This window comes from Microtetraspora glauca, from assembly GCF_040656155.1.
GTDB classification, from domain to species: Bacteria; Actinomycetota; Actinomycetes; order Streptosporangiales; family Streptosporangiaceae; genus Microtetraspora; species Microtetraspora glauca.
This window is the reverse complement of record NZ_JBFALK010000031.1, coordinates 73,662-92,748: the sequence shown is the minus strand read 5'-3', so window position 1 is coordinate 92,748 and position 19,087 is coordinate 73,662. Positions and strand designations below refer to the sequence as shown.

Annotated in this window: 19 protein-coding genes and 2 pseudogenes; 12 read left to right on the top strand and 9 right to left on the bottom strand. The window is 66.8% G+C overall.

Annotated features, from left to right (window positions below; genetic code table 11):
* Positions 1-668 precede the first annotated feature (668 nt).
* Positions 669-2,030: an NAD-dependent succinate-semialdehyde dehydrogenase gene (locus tag AB0I59_RS38545; RefSeq protein WP_358141252.1), complete on the bottom strand. Its 1,362-nt coding sequence runs from the start codon at positions 2,028-2,030 to the stop codon at positions 669-671.
* Between the two features lie 506 nt (positions 2,031-2,536).
* On the opposite strand from AB0I59_RS38545, the gene AB0I59_RS38540 reads away from it, so the two are divergent.
* Together AB0I59_RS38540 and AB0I59_RS38535 are read left to right on the top strand one after the other, a co-directional pair.
* Positions 2,537-2,791 carry an HNH endonuclease gene (locus AB0I59_RS38540; RefSeq protein WP_358141249.1) on the top strand — a complete coding sequence of 85 codons (255 nt, stop codon included), beginning with the start codon at positions 2,537-2,539 and terminating at the stop codon, positions 2,789-2,791.
* 214 nt (positions 2,792-3,005) lie between these two features.
* The gene (locus tag AB0I59_RS38535; RefSeq protein ID WP_358141261.1) at positions 3,006-3,368 is read left to right on the top strand and encodes a hypothetical protein; all 363 of its coding nucleotides are present in this window, start codon (positions 3,006-3,008) and stop codon (positions 3,366-3,368) included.
* Between the two features lie 58 nt (positions 3,369-3,426).
* Here AB0I59_RS38535 and AB0I59_RS38530 read toward each other — a convergent pair.
* Positions 3,427-3,695 (bottom strand): annotated as a pseudogene (locus AB0I59_RS38530) (transposase); the annotation flags it as partial.
* A gap of 49 nt (positions 3,696-3,744) precedes the next feature.
* Entirely contained in the window at positions 3,745-5,097 is a 1,353-nt protein-coding gene (locus AB0I59_RS38525) for a glycosyl hydrolase family 28-related protein (RefSeq protein WP_358141246.1), read from the bottom strand.
* 436 nt (positions 5,098-5,533) lie between these two features.
* On the opposite strand from AB0I59_RS38525, the gene AB0I59_RS38520 reads away from it, so the two are divergent.
* Positions 5,534-5,806 (top strand): transposase, encoded by a 273-nt coding sequence (locus AB0I59_RS38520; protein WP_358141243.1) that lies wholly within the window; start codon positions 5,534-5,536, stop codon positions 5,804-5,806.
* Between the two features lie 76 nt (positions 5,807-5,882).
* Here AB0I59_RS38520 and lysA read toward each other — a convergent pair whose 3' ends face one another.
* Together lysA and AB0I59_RS38510 are read right to left on the bottom strand one after the other, a co-directional pair.
* Positions 5,883-7,205 (bottom strand): diaminopimelate decarboxylase, encoded by a 1,323-nt coding sequence (gene lysA, locus AB0I59_RS38515; protein ID WP_358141240.1) that lies wholly within the window; start codon positions 7,203-7,205, stop codon positions 5,883-5,885.
* Complete coding sequence (locus AB0I59_RS38510; protein WP_061259161.1) at positions 7,205-7,465, bottom strand: SAV_915 family protein; 261 nt, start codon at positions 7,463-7,465, stop codon at positions 7,205-7,207. Before AB0I59_RS38510 ends, lysA begins: the two co-directional genes overlap by 1 nt.
* A 615-nt stretch (positions 7,466-8,080) precedes the next feature.
* On the opposite strand from AB0I59_RS38510, the gene AB0I59_RS38505 reads away from it, so the two are divergent.
* On the top strand, positions 8,081-8,596 hold the full coding sequence (locus AB0I59_RS38505; protein ID WP_358141237.1) for a hypothetical protein: 516 nt from the start codon (positions 8,081-8,083) through the stop codon (positions 8,594-8,596).
* Positions 8,597-9,530: 934 nt separating this feature from the next.
* On the opposite strand, the gene AB0I59_RS38500 is transcribed toward AB0I59_RS38505, so the two are convergent.
* Positions 9,531-10,184 (bottom strand): TetR/AcrR family transcriptional regulator, encoded by a 654-nt coding sequence (locus tag AB0I59_RS38500; RefSeq protein WP_061259158.1) that lies wholly within the window; start codon positions 10,182-10,184, stop codon positions 9,531-9,533.
* Positions 10,185-10,361: 177 nt separating this feature from the next.
* Between AB0I59_RS38500 and AB0I59_RS38495 the strand changes: the two genes are divergently transcribed.
* The 4 genes and pseudogenes from AB0I59_RS38495 to AB0I59_RS38480 all read left to right on the top strand — a co-directional run bounded on the left by AB0I59_RS38495 (position 10,362) and on the right by AB0I59_RS38480 (position 13,502).
* On the top strand, positions 10,362-11,324 hold the full coding sequence (locus AB0I59_RS38495) for an alpha/beta hydrolase (RefSeq protein WP_358141234.1): 963 nt from the start codon (positions 10,362-10,364) through the stop codon (positions 11,322-11,324).
* A gap of 22 nt (positions 11,325-11,346) precedes the next feature.
* Positions 11,347-11,889, top strand: a pseudogene (locus AB0I59_RS38490) (AAC(3) family N-acetyltransferase); the annotation flags it as partial.
* A 723-nt stretch (positions 11,890-12,612) separates the two neighbouring features.
* A complete protein-coding gene (locus AB0I59_RS38485) occupies positions 12,613-13,011 on the top strand; it encodes a DUF5994 family protein (protein ID WP_061259156.1) in 399 nt (132 codons plus the stop codon).
* 83 nt (positions 13,012-13,094) lie between these two features.
* Positions 13,095-13,502, top strand: coding sequence for an STAS domain-containing protein (locus tag AB0I59_RS38480; RefSeq protein WP_061259155.1), 408 nt, complete (start codon positions 13,095-13,097; stop codon positions 13,500-13,502).
* On the opposite strand, the gene AB0I59_RS38475 is transcribed toward AB0I59_RS38480, so the two are convergent.
* From AB0I59_RS38475 to AB0I59_RS38465, 3 genes are all read right to left on the bottom strand, one after another.
* Positions 13,494-14,663, bottom strand: a complete 1,170-nt coding sequence (locus tag AB0I59_RS38475; RefSeq protein ID WP_358141231.1) for a fatty acid desaturase family protein — start codon at positions 14,661-14,663, stop codon at positions 13,494-13,496. The two genes, AB0I59_RS38480 and AB0I59_RS38475, sit on opposite strands and share 9 nt — an antisense overlap.
* Positions 14,664-14,672: 9 nt before the next feature.
* Positions 14,673-15,764 carry a ferredoxin reductase gene (locus AB0I59_RS38470; protein WP_358141228.1) on the bottom strand — a complete coding sequence of 364 codons (1,092 nt, stop codon included), beginning with the start codon at positions 15,762-15,764 and terminating at the stop codon, positions 14,673-14,675.
* A 570-nt stretch (positions 15,765-16,334) separates the two neighbouring features.
* Complete coding sequence (locus AB0I59_RS38465) at positions 16,335-17,045, bottom strand: GAF and ANTAR domain-containing protein (protein WP_358141225.1); 711 nt, start codon at positions 17,043-17,045, stop codon at positions 16,335-16,337.
* Between the two features lie 388 nt (positions 17,046-17,433).
* Between AB0I59_RS38465 and AB0I59_RS38460 the strand changes: the two genes are divergently transcribed.
* The 4 genes from AB0I59_RS38460 (at position 17,434) to AB0I59_RS38445 (ending at position 18,865) form a co-directional block, all read left to right on the top strand.
* Positions 17,434-17,694 carry a hypothetical protein gene (locus AB0I59_RS38460; RefSeq protein WP_061259152.1) on the top strand — a complete coding sequence of 87 codons (261 nt, stop codon included), beginning with the start codon at positions 17,434-17,436 and terminating at the stop codon, positions 17,692-17,694.
* A 112-nt stretch (positions 17,695-17,806) separates the two neighbouring features.
* On the top strand, positions 17,807-18,163 hold the full coding sequence (locus tag AB0I59_RS38455; protein WP_061259151.1) for a PRC-barrel domain-containing protein: 357 nt from the start codon (positions 17,807-17,809) through the stop codon (positions 18,161-18,163).
* Between the two features lie 33 nt (positions 18,164-18,196).
* Positions 18,197-18,364 carry a hypothetical protein gene (locus tag AB0I59_RS38450; RefSeq protein WP_358141221.1) on the top strand — a complete coding sequence of 56 codons (168 nt, stop codon included), beginning with the start codon at positions 18,197-18,199 and terminating at the stop codon, positions 18,362-18,364.
* Between the two features lie 231 nt (positions 18,365-18,595).
* A complete protein-coding gene (locus AB0I59_RS38445; RefSeq protein ID WP_358141218.1) occupies positions 18,596-18,865 on the top strand; it encodes a hypothetical protein in 270 nt (89 codons plus the stop codon).
* The last annotated feature ends 222 nt before the right edge of the window (positions 18,866-19,087 follow it).

The window sequence follows — 19,087 nt, the reverse complement described above, 5'->3', positions numbered from 1 at the left end:
GATGATCGACAACGTCAGCAAGCGTGTAACCGGCGAAACTACACCAACCTGGAGAGGGACGTACTAGGACGAAAAGTTCAAATCAAACGCCCTCTCAGAACTGTCCCGGCCGTGCTTCAGGGCTCGGAACCTGGCTCCTGACCAGTGCCGGTGCGGACGTGAGCCGTCGTATGCCTCCGTTGCAGTACCTCGACGCCGTGGGCAGAGTGAGCCACATGATCGAGATCGACGGCCCCTTTTCCGCCCGCACCTGGAGCTGATCCGCATCCACCGGCCGCTTGGCGCGACCCCGATCGACGTCACCTTCCGCTTTCCCACCGCGGGCACTCTCACCATGCGCATCCCGGTACTGCCGTTGTCACATGGAGCCGGATCACCCACGCCCAGCTGACGCCGAGGACCCAGATCTTTAGGCGGTTCGAGGCTTCGGATCCAAGACGGCGCCTCGCAGGTGAGGCCGACGAGGCAGCAGCTCTCCGGCGTCATCACCGACCGCCCGGCGGCGCGTTCCGTGGACACCAGGTCAGGTCGGGTGCCATTCGGGCGGCGGGTCTTCCCCGACGCACCCGTCCACAGCAGGAAGGCGACTGAAGGCTCAGTTTCGAGAGCGGGGGCGTGATGAGGCCGACGGCTCCTGGATCCGTCGGCCTCATCACACTGCGGCGCTGTCAGTCCGCGACGAAGAACATCCGCTTGTTGACGAACTCGTCCATGCCGAGGGGACCGAGCTCGCGGCCGAACCCGGAGCGCTTCACCCCACCGAACGGAACTTCTGCGCCTTCACCGGCAGGGGTGTTCACGTTCGCCATCCCGGTCTCGAGCAGTGAGGCCACGGATGTGGCTCGATCCACGTCGGTGCTGAACACCGCGCCACCCAGTCCGTACTGCGTGTCGTTCGCCAGCTCCAGGGCCTCCTCGTCGCTGCCGACCTTGTAGACCACGGCGACCGGCCCGAACAACTCTTCGCTATAGGCCCGCATGTCCGGGGTGACACCCGTGAGGACGGCAGGCGAGTAGTACGCCGCCGGGGCGTCACTGAGCACACCGCCTGCATGCAGTGTCGCTCCCTTGCTGACCGCGTCGTCGACCTGGGCCGCGAGCGTCTCCGCAGCCGCCCGAGATGACATCGGGGCGAATGACCCCGGCTCGATCGCGAGCGCCTTCCGGGTGAGCTCCGAGACAAAGTCATCGAAGATGTCATGCATCACGATCATGCGCTTGTTGGAGTTGCAGGCCTGGCCCATGTTGTACATGCGGGTGCCCCACGCTGTCTCCGCCGCCTCCGCGACGTCGTCGCTGTCGAGGATCACGTAAGGGTCCGAGCCTCCCAGCTCGAGCACGCACTTCTTCAGGTACTTCCCCGCGAGCGACGCGACGATCGCACCGGCCCGCTCGGATCCGGTCAGCGAGACACCCTGCACCCGCGGGTCGGCGATGATCGTCTCGATCTGCTCGTGGGTCGCGAACAGGTTGACGTACGCGCCCTCCGGCACGCCGGCATCCTTCATGATCTGCTCGACTGCGAGCGCCGACCGCGGCACCGACTCGGCGTGCTTGAGGATGATCGTGTTGCCCAGCATCAGGTTGGGCGCCGCGAAACGGGCGATCTGGTAGAACGGGAAGTTCCACGGCATGATCCCGAGCAGGGCACCGATCGGCAGCTTCTGCACGACCGCCTTTCCGCCCGAGAACGTCTTGATCGGCTGGTCCGCAGCGAGCGTCGGGCCCTCGGTCGCGAAGTAGTCGAAGATCGCCTGGCAGAACTCGACCTCCCCCACTCCCTCCGAGACCGGCTTGCCCATCTCCTGGGCCGCGATCGCGGCGAGCTCATCCGCACGCTCGGCGAACAATGCTCCGACCTTGCTGACGATCTCGGCGCGTCGGGTGATCGGGACGTCCTTCCACGTCGCGTACGCCGCGGCGGCGGCCGTCAGCGCGGCCTCGACGTCCGCGTCGGTCGCCGGCTCGAAGGTCTCGACGACCTCGCCCGTCGCCGGGTCGGTCACCTGGTAGGCGGGACTGGTGCTCATCGTCGTTCTCCTGTCGGGGGTTATTCAGCCGGTGCCGGGCCGGGCACCGATTGCGGTTGTCGGCGGTGCGGAGCTGTGTGCCGACGCGTCCACTCCTCGCTCGCCCCAGTCGCTCTCGAAGTAGACAACAGGGTCGTGCGTCTCGGGCCCGAAGTACGTGGCAACGGCAGCCCAGCAGATGCTCACGGCGCGCCTCGAGGCCCAGCTTCGATCATGTCGATCAGAGCTGCCTGGTCTGGGGAGACCACTGGCCGCTGAGCTCGCACGTCGCTCCGCCGATTTCTTCCGTTCAGAGACTACCGCCGGTGCGTTCGCGTGCTTCAACCACGGTGCGCGACCTCAGAGCTTGCCGAGTCCGCGGGCCAGGATGGTGGCGGTCTTGGCGATGGTCTTGTTGTCGGTCGCGAGGCCCGGAGTGCGGTTGGTGTACGGGAGGGCGACTACTCCTTCGCCAGCATGTGATATGAGAGCGCAACAGCAAGCTTCGCGCCAAGAAAGTCGCGACGGTGCGGGTTCAGGTCGGTGAGATCTCTTGCGAGCGCTGCACCTTCAACTTCGAACGCGTCTACGGCCCTCGTGGCACTGGCTACATCGAGTGCCATCACATGGTCCCGTTCCATGCGTCAGGTGCGACGACTACCACGCTCGACGACTTGGCCCTGTTGTGCTCCAACTGCCACAGGACGATCCATAGAGCGGCACCATGGCCTACCCCGGCGGAGTTACGGCGACTCATCAATCACGCGCTATCCGAACGCTAGCCAAGGCGCTCGCCTCCATGACGGCCTTGAACCAAACTGTCCCGTATCGGCCACTGATGTACCTGCCGGAGGAAGCGTGATGAAGGCAGCGCAGGACAAGGGCGCGTCGCGACCACCGAGCTTCCGTGTGCTGATGTACGCGGCCGTGAGCCTGTCGCTGCTGTCTGGATGCACTCGGGGCACTCCCAGCTGCGGCCCGTGCCCTGGGAGCGGCGTGGAGCTCACCGCGCATCGGTCGATCGTGAGCCCCGATCACACGTACGAAGTCTGTGACGCACGTGACTTCTGCCGGAAAAGACACTTGCCGCCTGCCGGCGCCTCCCGCTTTCCCGCGCCTGCCGAGGGAACCGACTCAAGTGCCGAAATTCAGATCCCTCTCGGCTTCGTCGATCTCCCGGGGAAGGCTACGGACTACTCGCGGGTGGCCGTCCGCGCAGTCATCAAAGACAAAAAGGGGCGGATCATCGGCCGCGGGCAGGCGACTTTCCCTGAGTATCTGCCCATCGAAGCTGTCGACCCCTGCTACTGCGACAACGCATTCGTGCAGCTGGACATCTATCCCGCTTCCAGCCCGTAGTGTCCGGGTGACACTCCGGCTTCGGTGGAGGCTCTGGTGTACCGCTCCTTGTAGAGGTCGGGATGACCGCCTCGATGCGACGCTTCCGCAGGTGGGCGCGATTGCCGCGGGACGAGTAGACATTGTCGGCGGCAACCGCGCCGGGCCGGGTGCGGGGACGACCGACGGGCCCCCTGGCCCGTACTTTCTCCAGCACGAGATGAATTGCGGACTGTCCTCGGCCTGCCCCGCGGTCAGGACGAACGCCAGCGGACGGCACTTCCGGTCGGCGGCGAGATGGACCTTGCTGGTCTGCCCGCTCCTCGACCGTCCGAGCAAGGCAGCTCGCGAATCCAGCTCACGGCCGTACGAGTGGGCGTAGAGGGACACGTGGGGGTCAGCCGGCGACGTCGGCGGTGGCCCAGGAGTCGCGGAAGGCGTAACGGGCGGGGGCGCTCGCGTACCGGAGGAAGGCCGAGCCGGAGGTGGTGCTGACGGCGGTGGTCGTGTGATAGAAACGGCAGCCCTCGTAGATCATCTTGCCGTTCGTCAGGGAGGAACCGTCGGCGTCCACCAGGTGGTAGCCGGCCAGCGTGCAGTCCTGGTAACGGGCGATCGGCAGCCGGTTGGAGGTGGCGGCGTATCGGTGCAGGTTGTAGTTGGCGGCTGTTGAGACCTGGAGGGCGGCCATGTCGGAGCAGGAGGTGAAGGTTACCGAGCCGTTGTTCCAGTTACAGTCGATGATCTTGTGGTTGGCGCTCTTGGGCTCGAAGCGCACGCCGCTGACGTTCAGCCGGGTCGCGCTGATCTCCCCGTTGGCGAGCGGCATGTAGAAGTACCGGGCGTTGTTGGAGCCGACCATCGACCAGGAGCCGCCGAGCACGTTGATGGAACCGCCCCGGTCAAAGCGGAAGAAGTCGCCGCCGGCGAGCGCGAAGTTACAGGAAAGCATGAAGTAGTTGAGGAACTGATTCTGCTGGTTCCGGCTGGACGGACTGGAGATTCCGCAGTGCAGGAAGGCGTCGGTGTAGACGGATGCGGTGTCGGTCGAGCACAGGATGAAGTGGTGCTCGCTGTTGTTGTTGGCCTCGTGATCGCCGTCGATGCCGATGACCCGGTCCCAGGGACCCTTCCATTCAACGTTCTGGTAGACGAAGTACTGGTTCTGGCCGTTGCCGTACTCGGGATACTGAGAGGTGCCGTCGATGGTGTCGACCGACCAGTAATACGCGAAGCGGTTGTTGGCGTTGTTGGACTGGAAGGCCATGTCCTGGAAATAGGTGTACCGCAGCCGGACGGCGGCCGTGATCAGGTTGTTCTCGCGAGGGTCGCTGTTGGCGGTGAAGGTGGTGGCGAAGTTGATCGTGGTCACCCGCGGGCCGGCGCCACGGAAGCGCAGGCCGAAGATCTGGTCGGCATTGCCGCTGGTGGGTGACCACATCAGGGTGTCTTTCTTGGTCACTTTGTACGTGCCCGGCGGGAAGTAGATCTCCTTCTTCACCACGCCGTTGGTCCGGCCGGCGATCGCGGCGGTGACAGCGGCCTTGATGGCGTCGGAGTCGTCAGTGGTGCCGTCACCCTTGGCGCCGTAGTCCTTGACATCTACGCTGAACACGGCCGGATCGGTGTTGGCCGCGGCCGGTTCGGCAGCCCATAGCGACAGCGCACCTATGCCTGTGGCGGCTAGGCCGCCCGCCAGCGCGCGGCGGTTGAACGTGCTGCTCTGATCGTCCTTTTCGTTTGCGGACATGCCGAGACCGCTCCTTGGGTGGGGGGTACATGATCGTGATCAAAATTAGACCCCGCCCATTCGATCGGCAACCATAATCGGCATTTATTGGGCAACCGATTCCAGATGGGGCGCTTAGCATATTTCGGATAGTCAGCCCTGGTCCTACCGGCCATTTTCGCGAGCCTGCGATGGGGTGAGGTGAGCACGCTCCGCTGTAGCGACCTGGACCTGTATGCCGCGACCGTGCGCGTTCGGGTGGCCTGAGCAATCGTCAATATCTGTGGATCAAGATCTATTAGGCGCCTATCGAGGGCGAGTCCGCGGCCGTCGGCTCATCGGGCCATTCGACGAGCTTGCCGTTGATGAAGGTCGCCCCCGGCGCGGACCAGGGCGACGAGGTGGGGGGCGTTGACCGCTCGCCACCCACGCGATCATCTTCGAGATCGACCTTGACATGAGCCGCTTCCCCACCGCCGGGCACTTGTGCTCCTGGGCCAAGTTCACCCCGGTCATCGAAAAGTCGGCTGGGAAGAAGAAGGGCAAGAACTCCACCGGCCACGGCAACCGCTACCTCGCCCGCATCCTCGGCGAGGCCGCGGTGGCCGCCGGCAAGACCCCGCCTCTACGACACCCGCAGCAAACCAGATCGCAAGAAACGCACCCACATCCGCCAGCTCGAAGCCCTCGGCTACCACGTCGTCCTCGAACCCGTCGCCTGACCAAATAGCTGCCCGCTCACCCCGACCAGCCATCACGGGCCTGGGGTTCGCTGCCGCCTGCCCACGAACCGTCCGATTTTCGAATTAGAGACCGACCTCCCTGCGCATCAGGTCCTCCGGCTCCTCCCGGCGGACCACCAGCCGCGCCCGCCCGTCGGCGACGGCGACGACAGGCGGCCGAGCCGTCATGGTGTACGTGGACGCCATGGAGTGGTGGTAGGCGCCGGTAGCGGCCACCACGATCAGATCGCCGGGGCGGAGGTCGGCGGGGAGTTCCACGCCCTGGGCGATGACGTCCTCGGCCGCGCTGTGGTGGCCGATCACGGTCATCTCGCGGGTGCCGGCGGTGGAACGGCGGCCGATCATCCTGGCCGTGTGGCCGGAGCCGTACGGGGAGGGGTGAGGGTTGTCGCTCATCCCTCCGTCGACGGCGGCGTAGATGTGGGTCATGCCCCGCTTGATGGAGATGACCCGGTACAACGTGAGCCCGGCGGGGCCGCTGATCGCGCGCCCCGGTTCCACGACCAGCCGAGGAACGGGCAGGCCCAGCCCCGCGCAGCGCTGCGCCACGGCCGCGGTGATCGCGGCGGCGTAGCGGCGCGGATCCAACCCGTGCTCCGACTCCAGGTAGGCGATGCCGTGGCCGCCGCCCAGATCGAGCTCGGGCAGGACCACCCCGTGGGCGTCCCTGATCCGCACCATCTGCTCGATCAGAGTGCGGGCCACCCTCTCGTACGGCTGGGCCTCGCAGATCTGGGAGCCGAGATGGCAGTGTAGGCCGGCCAGTTCCAGGCGGGGTTGGCCCAGAACCCTGGCCACGGCCTGTCCGGCCGCTCCGGTGGCGATGGACAGTCCGAACCTCTGTTCTCCTGCCGCTTCCAACGCGCCGGCCTCGATGTCGGGAATGACGCGGAGCAGTATCTTCTGGCGGCGTCCCGGAGGGACGAGCGCGGCCAGCCGGTTGATCTCGGCGGCGTTGTCGACCACGATGCGCCCGACCCCCACCTCGATGGCGGTGTGGATCTCCTGGGGCGTCTTGGCGGTTCCGTGGAAGATGATCCGCTCGGCGGGGAAGCCGGCGGCGAGGGCGAAGGTCAGCTCGCCTCCCGAGCACACGTTCAGGCTGAGGCCCTCCTCGTGGACCCAGCCGACCATCGCCCGGCACAGGAACGCCTTGGCCGAGTAGGCGATCTCGGCGTCCGGCAGGGCGGCGCGGTAGGCGCGGCACCGCCGGCGGACGTCGCTCTCGTCCAGGACGTAGGCCGGGGTGCCGTGGTCGGCGGCGATCCGCATGAGGGAGACGCCACCGACCGAAGCGGCCCCGTCGGGCTCGAAGCGCGTGGTGGACGACCAGGGTTCGCCCTCGGCCGCCGGCTCGGCGGCCAGGTCCTGTCGGAGAACGCACATCACGCGACCCGCGCGGTCGTGCCGGCCATCGTCCCCATGGGGTCGACGACGATGCCGACGACGTCCAGCTCCTCGATCATGCGCCGGAGCGCGGCCTCGCTGAGCCGGATCCAGCGCTGGTCGGTGCCCAGTACCTTGGTCAGGCGGAGCGGCGAGGAGAAGGCGACCGCCGTTCTCCTGCCTGACGCGGTCCTGAAGAGGCGCAACGACATCGCGAACGCACCCTTCCGAACCGGTACATACAACGGCACTTCGGACATGACTTCCTCCTGGGGAGAACTCGTACGAGAAAGGACGCTAGAGCCGCGAGGAGGACATCGAGCCTGATCGCTACGAGATCCCGACGGGGAACGCCCAAACGTTGACGCCGCATTGACGCGGGAGCCGGAGGACGCCCCCGCCCGGCGCGTCCCGGACCGTCGACGGCGGCGAGTACGAAAGGGCGACAGCCGCCGAGGCGCAGGAGAGGCCGGCCCAGCAGACCGTTCCGACAGCAGAACCCGTCCCCCTGGACGAGATCCTCGGCGGTCTGCCCGGGTTCGACGCCGAGTGGGTAGAGGCGTACACGCCCAGTCCCGCCGCCGCGCAGGCCGGCTCGACGGCCCCGACCGGCTCACCAGGGGGTACGAGGGCGACGGCGGCGATGCCGATGCCGATGCCGATGCCGTGTGACTGCGAGTGCTGTTCCGGCAGCTCCCTCTCGACGAGGACTTTACCGAGACAGCCGTCAACATCGTCCTCAGCCGGGTAGCTGGGCAGCCACACCGCGTGCGGACCCGAACACCACGGATACCGCACAACGGGAGCCCGAAAGGAGGAGGGGCGATCTTCCCCACCTCGCAGACGGAGGCGGGGTTCTCCGCCCCTGGAAGCCTATGACCGATCCCGAGATCAGCCGAACCGACCTCCCCGCCACCAAACCGGCACGACGCGCGGCTCGCCACGGACTCCTTCTCGGAGCCGCCACCGTGCTGCTACTCACCATGGGTACGGGCGTGGCCGCCGCCCAGACAGGGCTGTCTCCACGTGAGGAGACGCCCAGCGGACACCCGGCGGAGGGCTCCACTGGCTCCGTCCACGGTGAACTGACCATCACGAAGAAGGGCGGCGGCCAGCAGACCCTCACCGTGCAGAGCGGCACCGTGACATCGGTCGACCAGAATTCCATCGAGATCAAGAGTCAGGACGGCTTCGCGCAGAAGTACGCCATCACCGACTCCAGCCGTGTCTCCGCGGGGCGCATGGGGCTGACCGAGATCACAACCGGTGACAACGCACTGGTGGTCGCCGTCGGGAAGGGCACCTCCGCCCCCGCCGCGCTTATCGCGGACCTCAGCCGGCCGAAGTGGCCCGGGCATGGCGAGGGCGGCGCCGCGTCGCCGTCATCGTGATCGCGATCGTGATCGCGATCGGTCCCTGCCGGTAGAACGGCCACCCTGCGTGGCCCCCGGAAGGGCCCGAGCACATCGCACGCTGGCGCTATCGGGCGGGTAGGACCTCCTCAACGAGGTGGCTGACTCGGCCCCGCGCCGGCCGACGACGGCGAGAACCGCCGCTGCCACAAACGACGTGGCAGCGGCGGTTCACCATTGTGTTCGCGGGAAGTCCGCTCATCGACTCACATAGGCGTCGCGCAGCGTCTGTACATCGGCCTCCGAAAGATCAACCACGGTCGTATCTCACGAAACCGTCGAAGCTGCGTAGTCGCTTTCGAGTTGGTCGAGCGTGATGTGCAGCAGTTGGGGAGACGCGTAGGTCCCGGCTTCGGCCCGCTGCCTCGAGTAGCCGAGAGACTTCCAGAACGCGACGGTTTCGGACATGCCCCGCCGAAGTGATCATCACGTGATCCCAATGACGCGGAAAGATCGGCGATACGTAGGTGCCGGCTACTGGATGATCTAGGGGTGCTCAGCGTGAGCCACGGCGGCCTGAAAGCGGCACGCTGGCTGGGAAGCGCTGGCTGAAAGCGACCCCGCCGCTCCCAGAAGATCTCCAAATCGGGGACGCAACCGTCACCGGCACGGACTCTGATGGCATCTGGATCTCGGGGTGGAGCACGCGGCTCGGGGCTCCAGGCGATCAAACCGGTCCGGACGGGACGCTTGTGCACTGGGACGGTCACGTCTGGAATCTTTTCGACCTCGGGCTTCGCGGCCTCGACCTCCGCCAAGCCATCCCGGACGGACGTGGCGGCGTATGGATAGCCACGAGGATGTATGGCCAGGCGGCAGCTCCAATCACGGCATCGAAGTCATAGCTGCGTTCGGGACGCTCGCATGTGGCGAAGTGACCAAGGCCGGCGTCCACACGAACCGTGAGGGCACGTCAGGGGATCTGTGCCTCGATGTGGGCGAGTTGGGCGGCGAGGATCTCCTCGAACGCGGCGCGGCGGTCGGCCCCGAGGGGGCGGATGTCGCGGGCGAAATGGGCCAGGGCGGGGAAGTGTTCGGGGTCGGCGCCCAGGACCGCGACGCGGAACTGTTCCATGCCCTGTTCGTACTCTTTGGGGGTGATGGCGCCGACCCCGGCCTCGGAGGAGATCAGCGCCGCAATGAGGATCGCGATCCGGTGGTAGCGCGCCGGGATCTTCTCGTCGGGCAGGCCCGATGCGCGCAGTGCCTGGAGCAGCTCCTCCATGACGAGTCGGGAGCCGGTGCCGCCTGACGCGTAGCGTCCCCAGATTGCGGCGAGTTGGGGTTGCTCGCCGAATGACTCTCTCAAGCGCAGAGCCAGGGTGGTGATGCGCTGTTTCCAGTCGCCCTCGGGGCGGTAGCCGTCCATGGCGGCCGTGAGGATGCGGTCGGCGACCGCGCGTAGCAGCTCGGTCTTGTTGCGGAAGTGCCGGTAGAGGCTGGAGGAGTCGGTCCCGAGCGCTGCGGCGAGCTTGCGCACGCTGAACGACTCGGCGTCGCTCGTGCGCAGCAACTCCGCCGCGGTGTCCAGGATCTCCTCGGTCGACCAACGCCTTCGGCCTGCCATCTCGCCCCTCTCGCTGCTACTCGTCGTGACTCAGCCTAACCTATGCACTTGCTCATGCACGCACCGCGTGCATAATGAGGACGTGTGCTTTCCGGAGACTGCACGACCTGCGCTATGCCCGACATGCGTGACCACCACGACACACCCGGCAGCCGGCCGGGGAGGGGAGAGGGAGACATGAGCGAGCCCACCGCTACGATGCGGCCGACGGAGCCGGACTGGTCGGCGATAACGGCCGAGGAACTGATCGCCTACCGTGACGCGGAGAACCGCTTCCGGGCCTCCAGTGCGGCACGGGCGATCACCGGGGATCCGGATCCGGGCGCCGCGATCGACTGGCAGGAGGTGACGCTGCCCGACCGCGACCTCCCGGTCCGGGTGTACCGGCCGGCCGCCGAGAACCGCGCTGGGGAGGCCGCTCCGGCCGAGCTACCGCTCGTGCTCCACGTGCACGGAGGCAGCTTCGTGGGCACGGCGGTGCAGTGCGACTGGACCAACAGCCACCTCGCCGCCCGGCTGCCCGCCATCGTCGTCTCGGTCGAGCACCGCCTCCTCGATGCGGCAACCCCGCTGTCGGCGGCCGCCGACGACGCCTGGGACGTGCTCCGGCACGTGGCGCAGCACGCCGCGCAGTGGGGCATCGACCCCGCGCGCACGGCCGTGTTCGGCGAGAGCTGCGGTGCGCTGATCAGCGCGCTGGCTGCCATACGGGCCAGGGAGGCCGGCCTGCGACTCAAGGCGCAGGTGCTGGTCAACCCCGCCGTCGATGTGACCGAGACGATGTTCGACTACGCCTCGATCGCCGAGTACGGGGACAGCCCGACCCTCGCCGGGCCGCAGTTGCGCTTGTTCCAGCGGCTCGCCGTTCCACCGGGAACCGACGCTCGCGCGCTCTCGCCGCTGTATGCCGACAACCTGAACGGTCTGGCCCCGACGCTCGTGGTGGTGCCGACCCAGGACGCGGTGGCCGATCACGGCCGCCGCTACGCCGAACGACTGCGGGCCGCCGGGACATCCGTGCGGCTCACCGAATACCCGCGAGCGAGGCACGCGTTCCTTTCCATGCCGGGCGTGGAGCAGCAGGCCGAGGCCGCCCGGGCGGAGATCCTCGAGTTCCTCCGCGGGACCCTGGCAGGGTGACGGGCGCTCCGCCGTACGCGAACGACGTGCGGCGGTGCCGATCTTCGATGTTGACCTGTCGTCCAGCATGGGCGCGATACCCGAGGCCTTGCGCTCCCTGCCCGACAGCGTTCGCAGTCCGCACCCTCAGGCATCCGTGGCCGCCGTCGGTGCTGATGCCGCCACCATCGTGGGTCGCCAGACGCTGGGATTCGCCGTAGGTCGTACATCGCCGTTCGGCCGTCTGCACGACATCGGCGGCTACATCCTTCTCATCGGCGTCGGCCACAATCGCAACACGTTCCTGCACTACGCCGAGACCTTGACGCCCCACCCCCGCCTGAAGGTACGCCGCTTTCCGATGGACATCGACGGCGAACGAGTCTGGCTGGAGACACTCGACGTCGGTAACGACAATGACACGCACTTCCCCACCGTCGGCCACGAGTTCGAAGAGCACGCCGGCATCCTCGAGGTCATGGTCGGTGACGCTCCCTGCCGCTTGATCCCCGTACAACCCTTCGTGTCCTTTGCTGTCCCCCGCCTCACCGAACTGCTCGCCCTGGACGCCGGGCAACAGGTATAGGCAACAGCGTGAAGTGATCATCAGGAAGCTGTCCGGAGAACGCGGGGCTCCTCAGACCGTGCCGTTGGAAAGGTGCACTTCTTTTCTGCGAAGCTTGCGCCGTACCGGACCGCACGGCAGGTGCGGGAATTCGACGACTACCTGCGCACCGAGCTCGCAAGCTGAGCAGGTCAGGACGCCTGCGGATTAAAGAAGTCGATTCGATCGAGGTCCGAGGCTCCGACCTGCGGATGTGGTGTCCGTGGACGTCCGCTGAGTTCCGCCGTCGTTTGTTTTCTTGGCTGTACGCTTTCAACGTCTTCCCCCCGCCGGGACAGCCGGGGTGCTGGTGGCACCCGGCGCGTGTGGACACGAGCGCCTTGATGTCTGCGGTAACCGCCCAACTGGCAGGAAGGCCACGACCCCCCAGCGGGTGTTGAGGCGCCGAGCCGGGAGGATGCGGTGTTCCTGGTCCCAGCGCGTCTCAGGCGAGACCGGCGAGAACCTTCGCGATCTTGGCCGGTCTCAGGACGAGCCCGGCACGGCGGGGGGTGTTCCGAGTTCACCGGCGCTGTCGGCGAGTATGTGAAGATCTCCGTCGAGTTGCCCGCCTCGGGCCCATCTGTGGTCACTTTGACGGATAGATTGGACATACCAAGGACTTTTCGTGCGTTGGCATCAGGGTCGGCGTCGCCCGAGGCGATAGTAAACACGGTCCCGAAAACCGAGATAGACCGGCCGACCATGACGCCGCAACTCCTGTACCGCATCCGACCGTCCACGCCGTTTTCCGTCACCGTGATGACGGACCCACACGTTGTGCGACTGAATCTCGACTCCGTCCCTGACAGCCGCCGCACCGTGGATGGCATGTGGTGGCCGAGTTCGCGGGACGCCGCCGCGGAACTGCCCCGTCTCATCGCAGCCGTCGACCAGCGACTGGGCGGGGTGACCGTCCGGGTGGACCTCAACCCTGACGTCTGGGACGACATCCCGCGTGACTTTCCGGCCCGGGGCCGCCTTGTCGAGGTGAACGACTCGCGGGACATCGACTCTCACCTGGTCGGACTGACCACAACGAGCGCCGGCCACACCAGCCTGTTGCTGATGGCCCCTGGCGCCGTGAACGCGTCAGCCGCCTGAAGGCACGCTCGACCACGGCCGGCGGCCCCTTACACCAGGGGCGCGGCATACCCAATCTTCAGCTTCTCGTCATCGGAGATCTCATGACCACCACCGTCCACTCCAGGGCCCGTACGCACGCGCGCCTGCTGGCCGCGTGTCGGCCCGCCCATACCATCATCGGACTGCACGGCGAGATCGACATCGCCACAAGCCCGGCGCTGCGCATGCGTCTACGCAACGCGCTCCAACGGGCCGAGAACGTACTCATCCTCGATCTGTCCGGGTTGTCCTTCTGCGACGCCTCCGGGCTGGCCGTGCTGGTCGGCATCCAGCGCAGGACCAGGGAGTTCGGCATCACGCTCCGGCTCGCCGCACCGACCCCCCGGATGGTCGATCTGCTGCGCATCACGGGACTGGACCACAGCTTCACCATCCACCCCACGCTGTCCAGCGCGATCGCGTCCGGACATCGCGATCCCGTGCGCCTGCCTGAGGCACCGCTAGCCTGAGGCACCGCGCAGAGCGGGCGCGCGTCCCAGAACGTCGATGCCCGTCGTGTAGCCGGCGGGCGCCGGCACCGTCTGCAGGCGAGCGGGCGCGGCGTCCGGCTCGGGCCTTTGTTTGGTCGTGGGCAGCGCCAACCGGAAAACGCGTTTCCAGACCCGGGCGGTCTGGCGGAGCAATGAACCGGTGTTGTAAGGAAGCCCGAACCGCTCGCACAGGGCGCGTACACGGGGCGCTATCTCGGCATACCGATTGCTCGGGAGATCCGGGAAGAGGTGGTGCTCGATCTGGTGGCTGAGATTCCCGGTCATGATGTGGAAGAGCGGACCACCGGTGAGGTTGCAGGAGCCGAGAAGTTGGCGCAGGTACCACTCGCCGCGCGTCTCGCCCTCGATCTGTTCCTCGGAGAAGGTCGCGGCCTCGTCGGGGAAATGACCGCAGAAGATGACGGTGTGCGCCCACACGTTGCGCGTCATGTTGGCGGTGAGGTTGCCGACCAGAACGGGAAAGAACAACGGCCCGGCGAGCAGAGGAAACGCCATATAGTCCTTGACGGCTTGGCGTCCGGCCTTGCGGAGGATCTCGCGAAGCTGGGTGAACACCTCGGTCCAGCTCTTGTCCCCGCCGCGTAGGCGCTCCACCTCGAGATCGTGCAGCGCCACCCCCCACTCGAAAAAGGGCGCCAGGACCGCGTTGTAGAGAGGCTGACCAAGGTAGTAGGGATGCCACGGCTGCTCGGGGCTGAGACGCAGCAGGACGAAACCGATGTCCCGGTCCTTGCCGAGCACGTTCGTCCACGTGTGATGCAGATAGTTGTGGGTGTACTTCCAATGGCCGGCCGGGGACACCAGATCCCACTCCCACGTGCTGGAGTGGATCTCGGGGTCACGCATCCAGTCCCACTGCCCGTGCAGGACGTTGTGGCCGATCTCCATGTTCTCCAGGATCTTGGCGGTGGCCAACGCGGCGGTCCCGGCGAGCCAGGCCGGAGGCAGGACGGAGGCGAAGAGCAGCGTACGGCCGCTCACCTCCAGGGCACGCTGCACGGCGATGACGCGCCGTATATACCTCGCGTCATCCTCGCCCCGGCTCGCGATCACATCATCGCGGATCTTGTCCAGCTCACGGCCGAACTCCTCGACATCCGCCTCACTGAAGGTCTGCATGAATCCACCTCAAAGCTCGATCTCGACATTGCCGACAGCGGCCGACACACAGGTCTGGACGATTTCTCCCTCTTCCCCGTATTCGCGTCCCGTCCGCAGGTCACGAACGCGACCCGACCGCAGCCGTCCCGTGCAGCTGTAACAGATGCCCATACGGCAGCCGCTTGACATGAGGATCCCCGCGTTTTCGCCCACGACCAGCAACGGAGTAGCGCCGTCGGTGTCCGCCTCCCGGCCGCTCGCAAGAAAACGGACATGCCCGGCGCCGCCCGCAGTCGATCCCGTCAGGACTGGGCGGAAGTGCTCCACATGAAGCCGGTCGACGACGCCTGCCTCGCGCCAATACGTCTCGGCCTCGCGCAGCATCCCGGTCGGCCCGCACGCCCAGACATGGCGTTCTGACCAGTCCGGGCACAGGTCGGGCAACTGCGACAGGTCCAGCCGACCGCTCGACCAGGTGTGACGCTCGTGCAGGAGCAGGTTCGGGAACCGGCTCGCCAACGTGCGGAGTTCGGGCCCGAAGATGACCTCCTCGCGGGTGGGCGCCGAGTGCAGGACGATCGCATCCGGCATCTCCCCAATCCGTGCCAGGCTGCGCAGCATCGCCATCACCGGCGTGATGCCGCTTCCCGCGGTCACGAACAGCAGGCGGGACGGAACCGGCTCCGGCAGCACGAAGTCGCCCTGCGGCCGGGTCAGGCCGACGATGGTGCCTGGTTTGGTCCGATGAACGAGATGAGTGGAGACGACACCGCCGGGGACCGCTTTCACCGTGATCGTGACGCGACCGGCGCCGCGCTCCGGCGCAGAGGACAACGAGTACGTACGCCAGTGCCGTACGCCGTCGACATCGACGCCCACCCTGATGAACTGGCCGGCTCGATGCGCGCTCCAGCCCCTGCCGGGACGGATGACGAGGCTCGCCACGTCCTTGGTCTCAGGGCGGACCGCCTCGACGCGGCCGCGGAGCTCTCGTGAGGACCACAAAGGGTTGATCAGAGTGAGGTAGTCCTCGGGCATGAGCGGCGTCGTCAGCCAGGCGACTGTGTCCGCCAGGCGCAGCGTGACATCCTCGATCGGAGTTCTGGCCGGGCCAGTCATAAAGGGTCCTCCTTCCAGACGGGAACTACCCGTGCCCGCCCTTGGCCACGGGCGGCGTTCCTCAAGGAGGACATAGATCGTCAACATTCAGATGGGCGATGGTTCTCGGGGGCGAGCAATTGTGCTGAGCCGAGGACCGTGGAACATCCACCTTCCCGAGGGTCAACCCAGACGCACAGAACTGCCTCGTTGCCCGAGTTGATCCGGCACGGCGTTGAGGGCCCGGATGTCACCCAGGGGTGTCGCGGTCGAGGTGGGTGTATGCGGGGCTCCTCCAGACGCTCTCGCTGGGCCGGGTTTAGGCAATGCGGCGGAGCTGCTCAATGTCACGGATGAGCTTGCAATCAGGCCTTTGGCGTGCCATGGCCCTCCGCTAGCCAGGACGAGACTGCTGGTGTAGCGCCGACCCAAGCCGCAGACCGACGCCAACGCCTCCTGCGGTGGGAAAGTGTGTGATCGGTGGCGCTACCTCGCGAGGATCCCCGTCGACGTGTTCGTCCTCGCCTTCGGCCGATCACGGCGAATGTGAAGGAAGAAATGGAGTGAGCCCGACAGGGACACACGGTGGGTTCAGTCGGCGATGTCGATCTTGCCGTGGACGACGGCATCGGCTACCGCGGACAGACGCAGGTCGCGGCTACGCGCGTAGATACACAAGGAGTCGAAGGCCCGGTCCATGTCGATGTGGCGCCGTTCGGCCAGCACTCCTTTGGCTTGTTCGATGAGCACGCGACTGCTCAGTGCGGCCCGCAGCTGCTCGGTGGTCGCCTCGGGCTGCTCCAGCGCACGCTGGTGCAGGATGCTGATGGTGGCCACATTGGCCAGCGCCTGCGCGATGTGCAGATTGTCTGCGGTCAGCTGGCCGGTCGCCGTGCGCAGAAGACTCAACGCGCCGATGACCTTTTCACCGCAACGCATCGGCAGCGCCTGGACCGCGATGAAGCCGGCATGCTGCGCCGCAGCGGCGAAGCGAGGCCACCGCCCTCCCCCAGCTGCGAGATCGACACAGGTCACCGGCCCGCCGGTGCGGTAACAGTCCAGACCGGGGCCTTCCGAGTCCTGGAGCTGTAGCAGCTTCAGCATGCGGGCCTGCTCAGTAGAGGCCGCCATCGGACGCAGCCGCCCTTGTTGATCGGCCAGCAGCAGCCCCGCCGCATCGACATCCAGCAGTTGCACGCAGCGCAGGGTGAGCTGGTGCAACAAGTCGACGACGTCGAAGTCCCGGACGAGTGTGTCCGTCAGTTCGGCGAACGAATCGGTCAGTTGGCGTTCCCGTGTCACGACCGCCTCCCTGGAGGGGTACATCGGAAATACCGGATCTTGCTTGGTCCGGGGTGAAGACGCGGCCCCCACCAGTGCACGCTACTTCGGCCGGCAGCAAGCCGTGGACACTGCGGCGTGGGCGCATAGCCGGATGCGGTCTCCCCCTCGCCATACCCGCGAGCCCCGGGCAGAGGTGATGCGGTGGCCCGCAAAGCTGTGGAGCGCGCGTACCCTGCGGGCGCGCGCGCTGGCCGCCGCGTTAGATCAAGCCGAGCGAGAGGGCACCGCCGACCATTTCAGAACGTCCAGATCCGCATTGTGGGCAGATCGACGCAGAGGGCACCCGCTTAGAGTGTCGGCCGCTGGGCAGGTGGCCTTGGGGAATTCTGGCGGAAGGGGGCCGCCCGTGCCTGGCAACATCATGCTGATCATGCGGTTTCACCTGGTGAGCGGCGAAGACGTCTCCGTGGTGAGTGGAGATTTCAGTGGGGAGCCCGAGGCGCTGGAGGCGATCGCACGCGCTCTGGACGAGAGGCGCAGTCTGGTGCTGACCCAGGCGAGGTACGGCGGCGAGAGTGACCTCAACGGCGTGGTCATCAACCTGGCCAACGTGGTGTCGGTGCGGGTGCTGAAGACATCCAGCGCTGAGGCGGGCCAATACCTATGACGGCGGGGAGTTCAGCGGCCGTCACTCAGCTGGACGTATGCCCCACAGCACCGAGGCGCGGCGCAGTGGCCAGGTGGCAGGAGGACGGAAGAGGACAAAGGGGAGGCCAGCGGTGTTCCAAGCAGGTGACATCCGGGAATGGCGCCGTCACGATGTCGTCGACATCGAGGGCCACAAGATCGGCACGCTGGAGTCCATCTACGTGGACACCGCCACCGACCGTCCCGCCTTCGCGACCGTCACGGTCGGCCTGCCCACGCGGCGCCGCCTGGTGTTCGTCCCGCTTGCCGGAGCGACCGTGGGCCCGAGCTACCTGAAGGTCGCCCACCCACGCAGCCGCGTAAGGCGAGCTCCCGCGATCGGCATCGACGGGGAATTGCCGGCCGAGGACGAAGAAGCCGTCTTCAGGCACTACGCGATGAGCTACGCCCCGGGCGCGGGTGGTGAACGGCGCCTTGCCCGCCGCTGACACCACCACACAGGACTGGGAAGGAGGTCGGCGATGGCACTGTTCCTGTTACTCCTCATCGTGGCGATTGCCCTGGGAATCATCGGCGTCGTCGTCAAGGGCCTGTTCTACCTGCTGACCATCGGTGTGGTCATCTTGGTGGCCGACCTCATCTTCGCGCTTGTGCGGTTCCGGCAAGGAGGCACCCGGCCCGGCCGCTGAATCCCAGCCCACCACGCCGCCTTCTGTGCGTCATGACAGCCGCAGGACGTGATCATGACCGGGACCGGCCATAGGCGCTGGGAGCTCCTGGTGATCCCGCCCGAAACCGGCACGGCTGCGGCAGCGAACGCATTCAGGCTCGCCATCCGGGCCCGCGACAGCGCCCGGCCCGCCCACATCCTCGCTCCTTAAGCGAACGATCCCCTGTCTGAGCATGTGAATCTGGTGATCGTGACTCGAGGGGGAGCACCTGCCGGCAGCGTATGGGAGGACGGGTCAGGCTACCTCGACCCGGAAACCGGTGAGGTCCTGCCCACCTGGGATGAAGCCCTCGACGAACTCGACCAGGCACCGACGCGGACATGGTCGAAGTCCCTCACCAAGTCCATCGCTGGCAGCCTCGACCCCGATGATTCCGCGCAACGGGAGCACGCGGAACGCCTGGGGAACGCACTGCGCTACGAGCTGTGCTCGCCGACCTGCCCGAACTGGCTCCGCTAATACGCCTTCGCGGTGGCCTACGTGAAAACCCGCTGGCCTCACTCCGCCGCCAAGACCCGCGAGGGCATGACGGACGCGCTGTCCAGGGTCACCCCGTACTCACCTCCGACCGGCCAGGCCGACCGGATGACGAGACCCTGCGGCGGGCATAGCGCGAGTCCGCGTTCGTCCCGGCCGATCGCCGGCCCCCGCAGACTCCGGAGATCGCGGGCGCACTGCGCT

Excerpts from the sequence above, each read along its gene's own strand:
- AB0I59_RS38525 (WP_358141246.1), bottom strand. The coding sequence starts at position 5,097 with ATGTCCGCAAACGAAAAGGACGATCAGAGCAGCACGTTCAACCGCCGC.
- AB0I59_RS38450 (WP_358141221.1), top strand. The coding sequence starts at position 18,197 with ATGGCACTGTTCCTGTTACTCCTCATCGTGGCGATTGCCCTGGGAATC.
- AB0I59_RS38505 (WP_358141237.1), top strand. The coding sequence starts at position 8,081 with ATGACCGATCCCGAGATCAGCCGAACCGACCTCCCCGCCACCAAACCG.
- AB0I59_RS38500 (WP_061259158.1), bottom strand. The coding sequence starts at position 10,184 with ATGGCAGGCCGAAGGCGTTGGTCGACCGAGGAGATCCTGGACACCGCG.
- lysA (WP_358141240.1), bottom strand. The coding sequence starts at position 7,205 with ATGTGCGTTCTCCGACAGGACCTGGCCGCCGAGCCGGCGGCCGAGGGC.
- AB0I59_RS38485 (WP_061259156.1), top strand. The coding sequence starts at position 12,613 with ATGACGCCGCAACTCCTGTACCGCATCCGACCGTCCACGCCGTTTTCC.
- AB0I59_RS38510 (WP_061259161.1), bottom strand. The coding sequence starts at position 7,465 with ATGTCCGAAGTGCCGTTGTATGTACCGGTTCGGAAGGGTGCGTTCGCG.
- AB0I59_RS38520 (WP_358141243.1), top strand. The coding sequence starts at position 5,534 with ATGAGCCGCTTCCCCACCGCCGGGCACTTGTGCTCCTGGGCCAAGTTC.
- AB0I59_RS38470 (WP_358141228.1), bottom strand. The coding sequence starts at position 15,764 with ATGACTGGCCCGGCCAGAACTCCGATCGAGGATGTCACGCTGCGCCTG.
- AB0I59_RS38545 (WP_358141252.1), bottom strand. The coding sequence starts at position 2,030 with ATGAGCACCAGTCCCGCCTACCAGGTGACCGACCCGGCGACGGGCGAG.
- AB0I59_RS38495 (WP_358141234.1), top strand. The coding sequence starts at position 10,362 with ATGAGCGAGCCCACCGCTACGATGCGGCCGACGGAGCCGGACTGGTCG.
- AB0I59_RS38475 (WP_358141231.1), bottom strand. The coding sequence starts at position 14,663 with ATGCAGACCTTCAGTGAGGCGGATGTCGAGGAGTTCGGCCGTGAGCTG.
- AB0I59_RS38480 (WP_061259155.1), top strand. The coding sequence starts at position 13,095 with ATGACCACCACCGTCCACTCCAGGGCCCGTACGCACGCGCGCCTGCTG.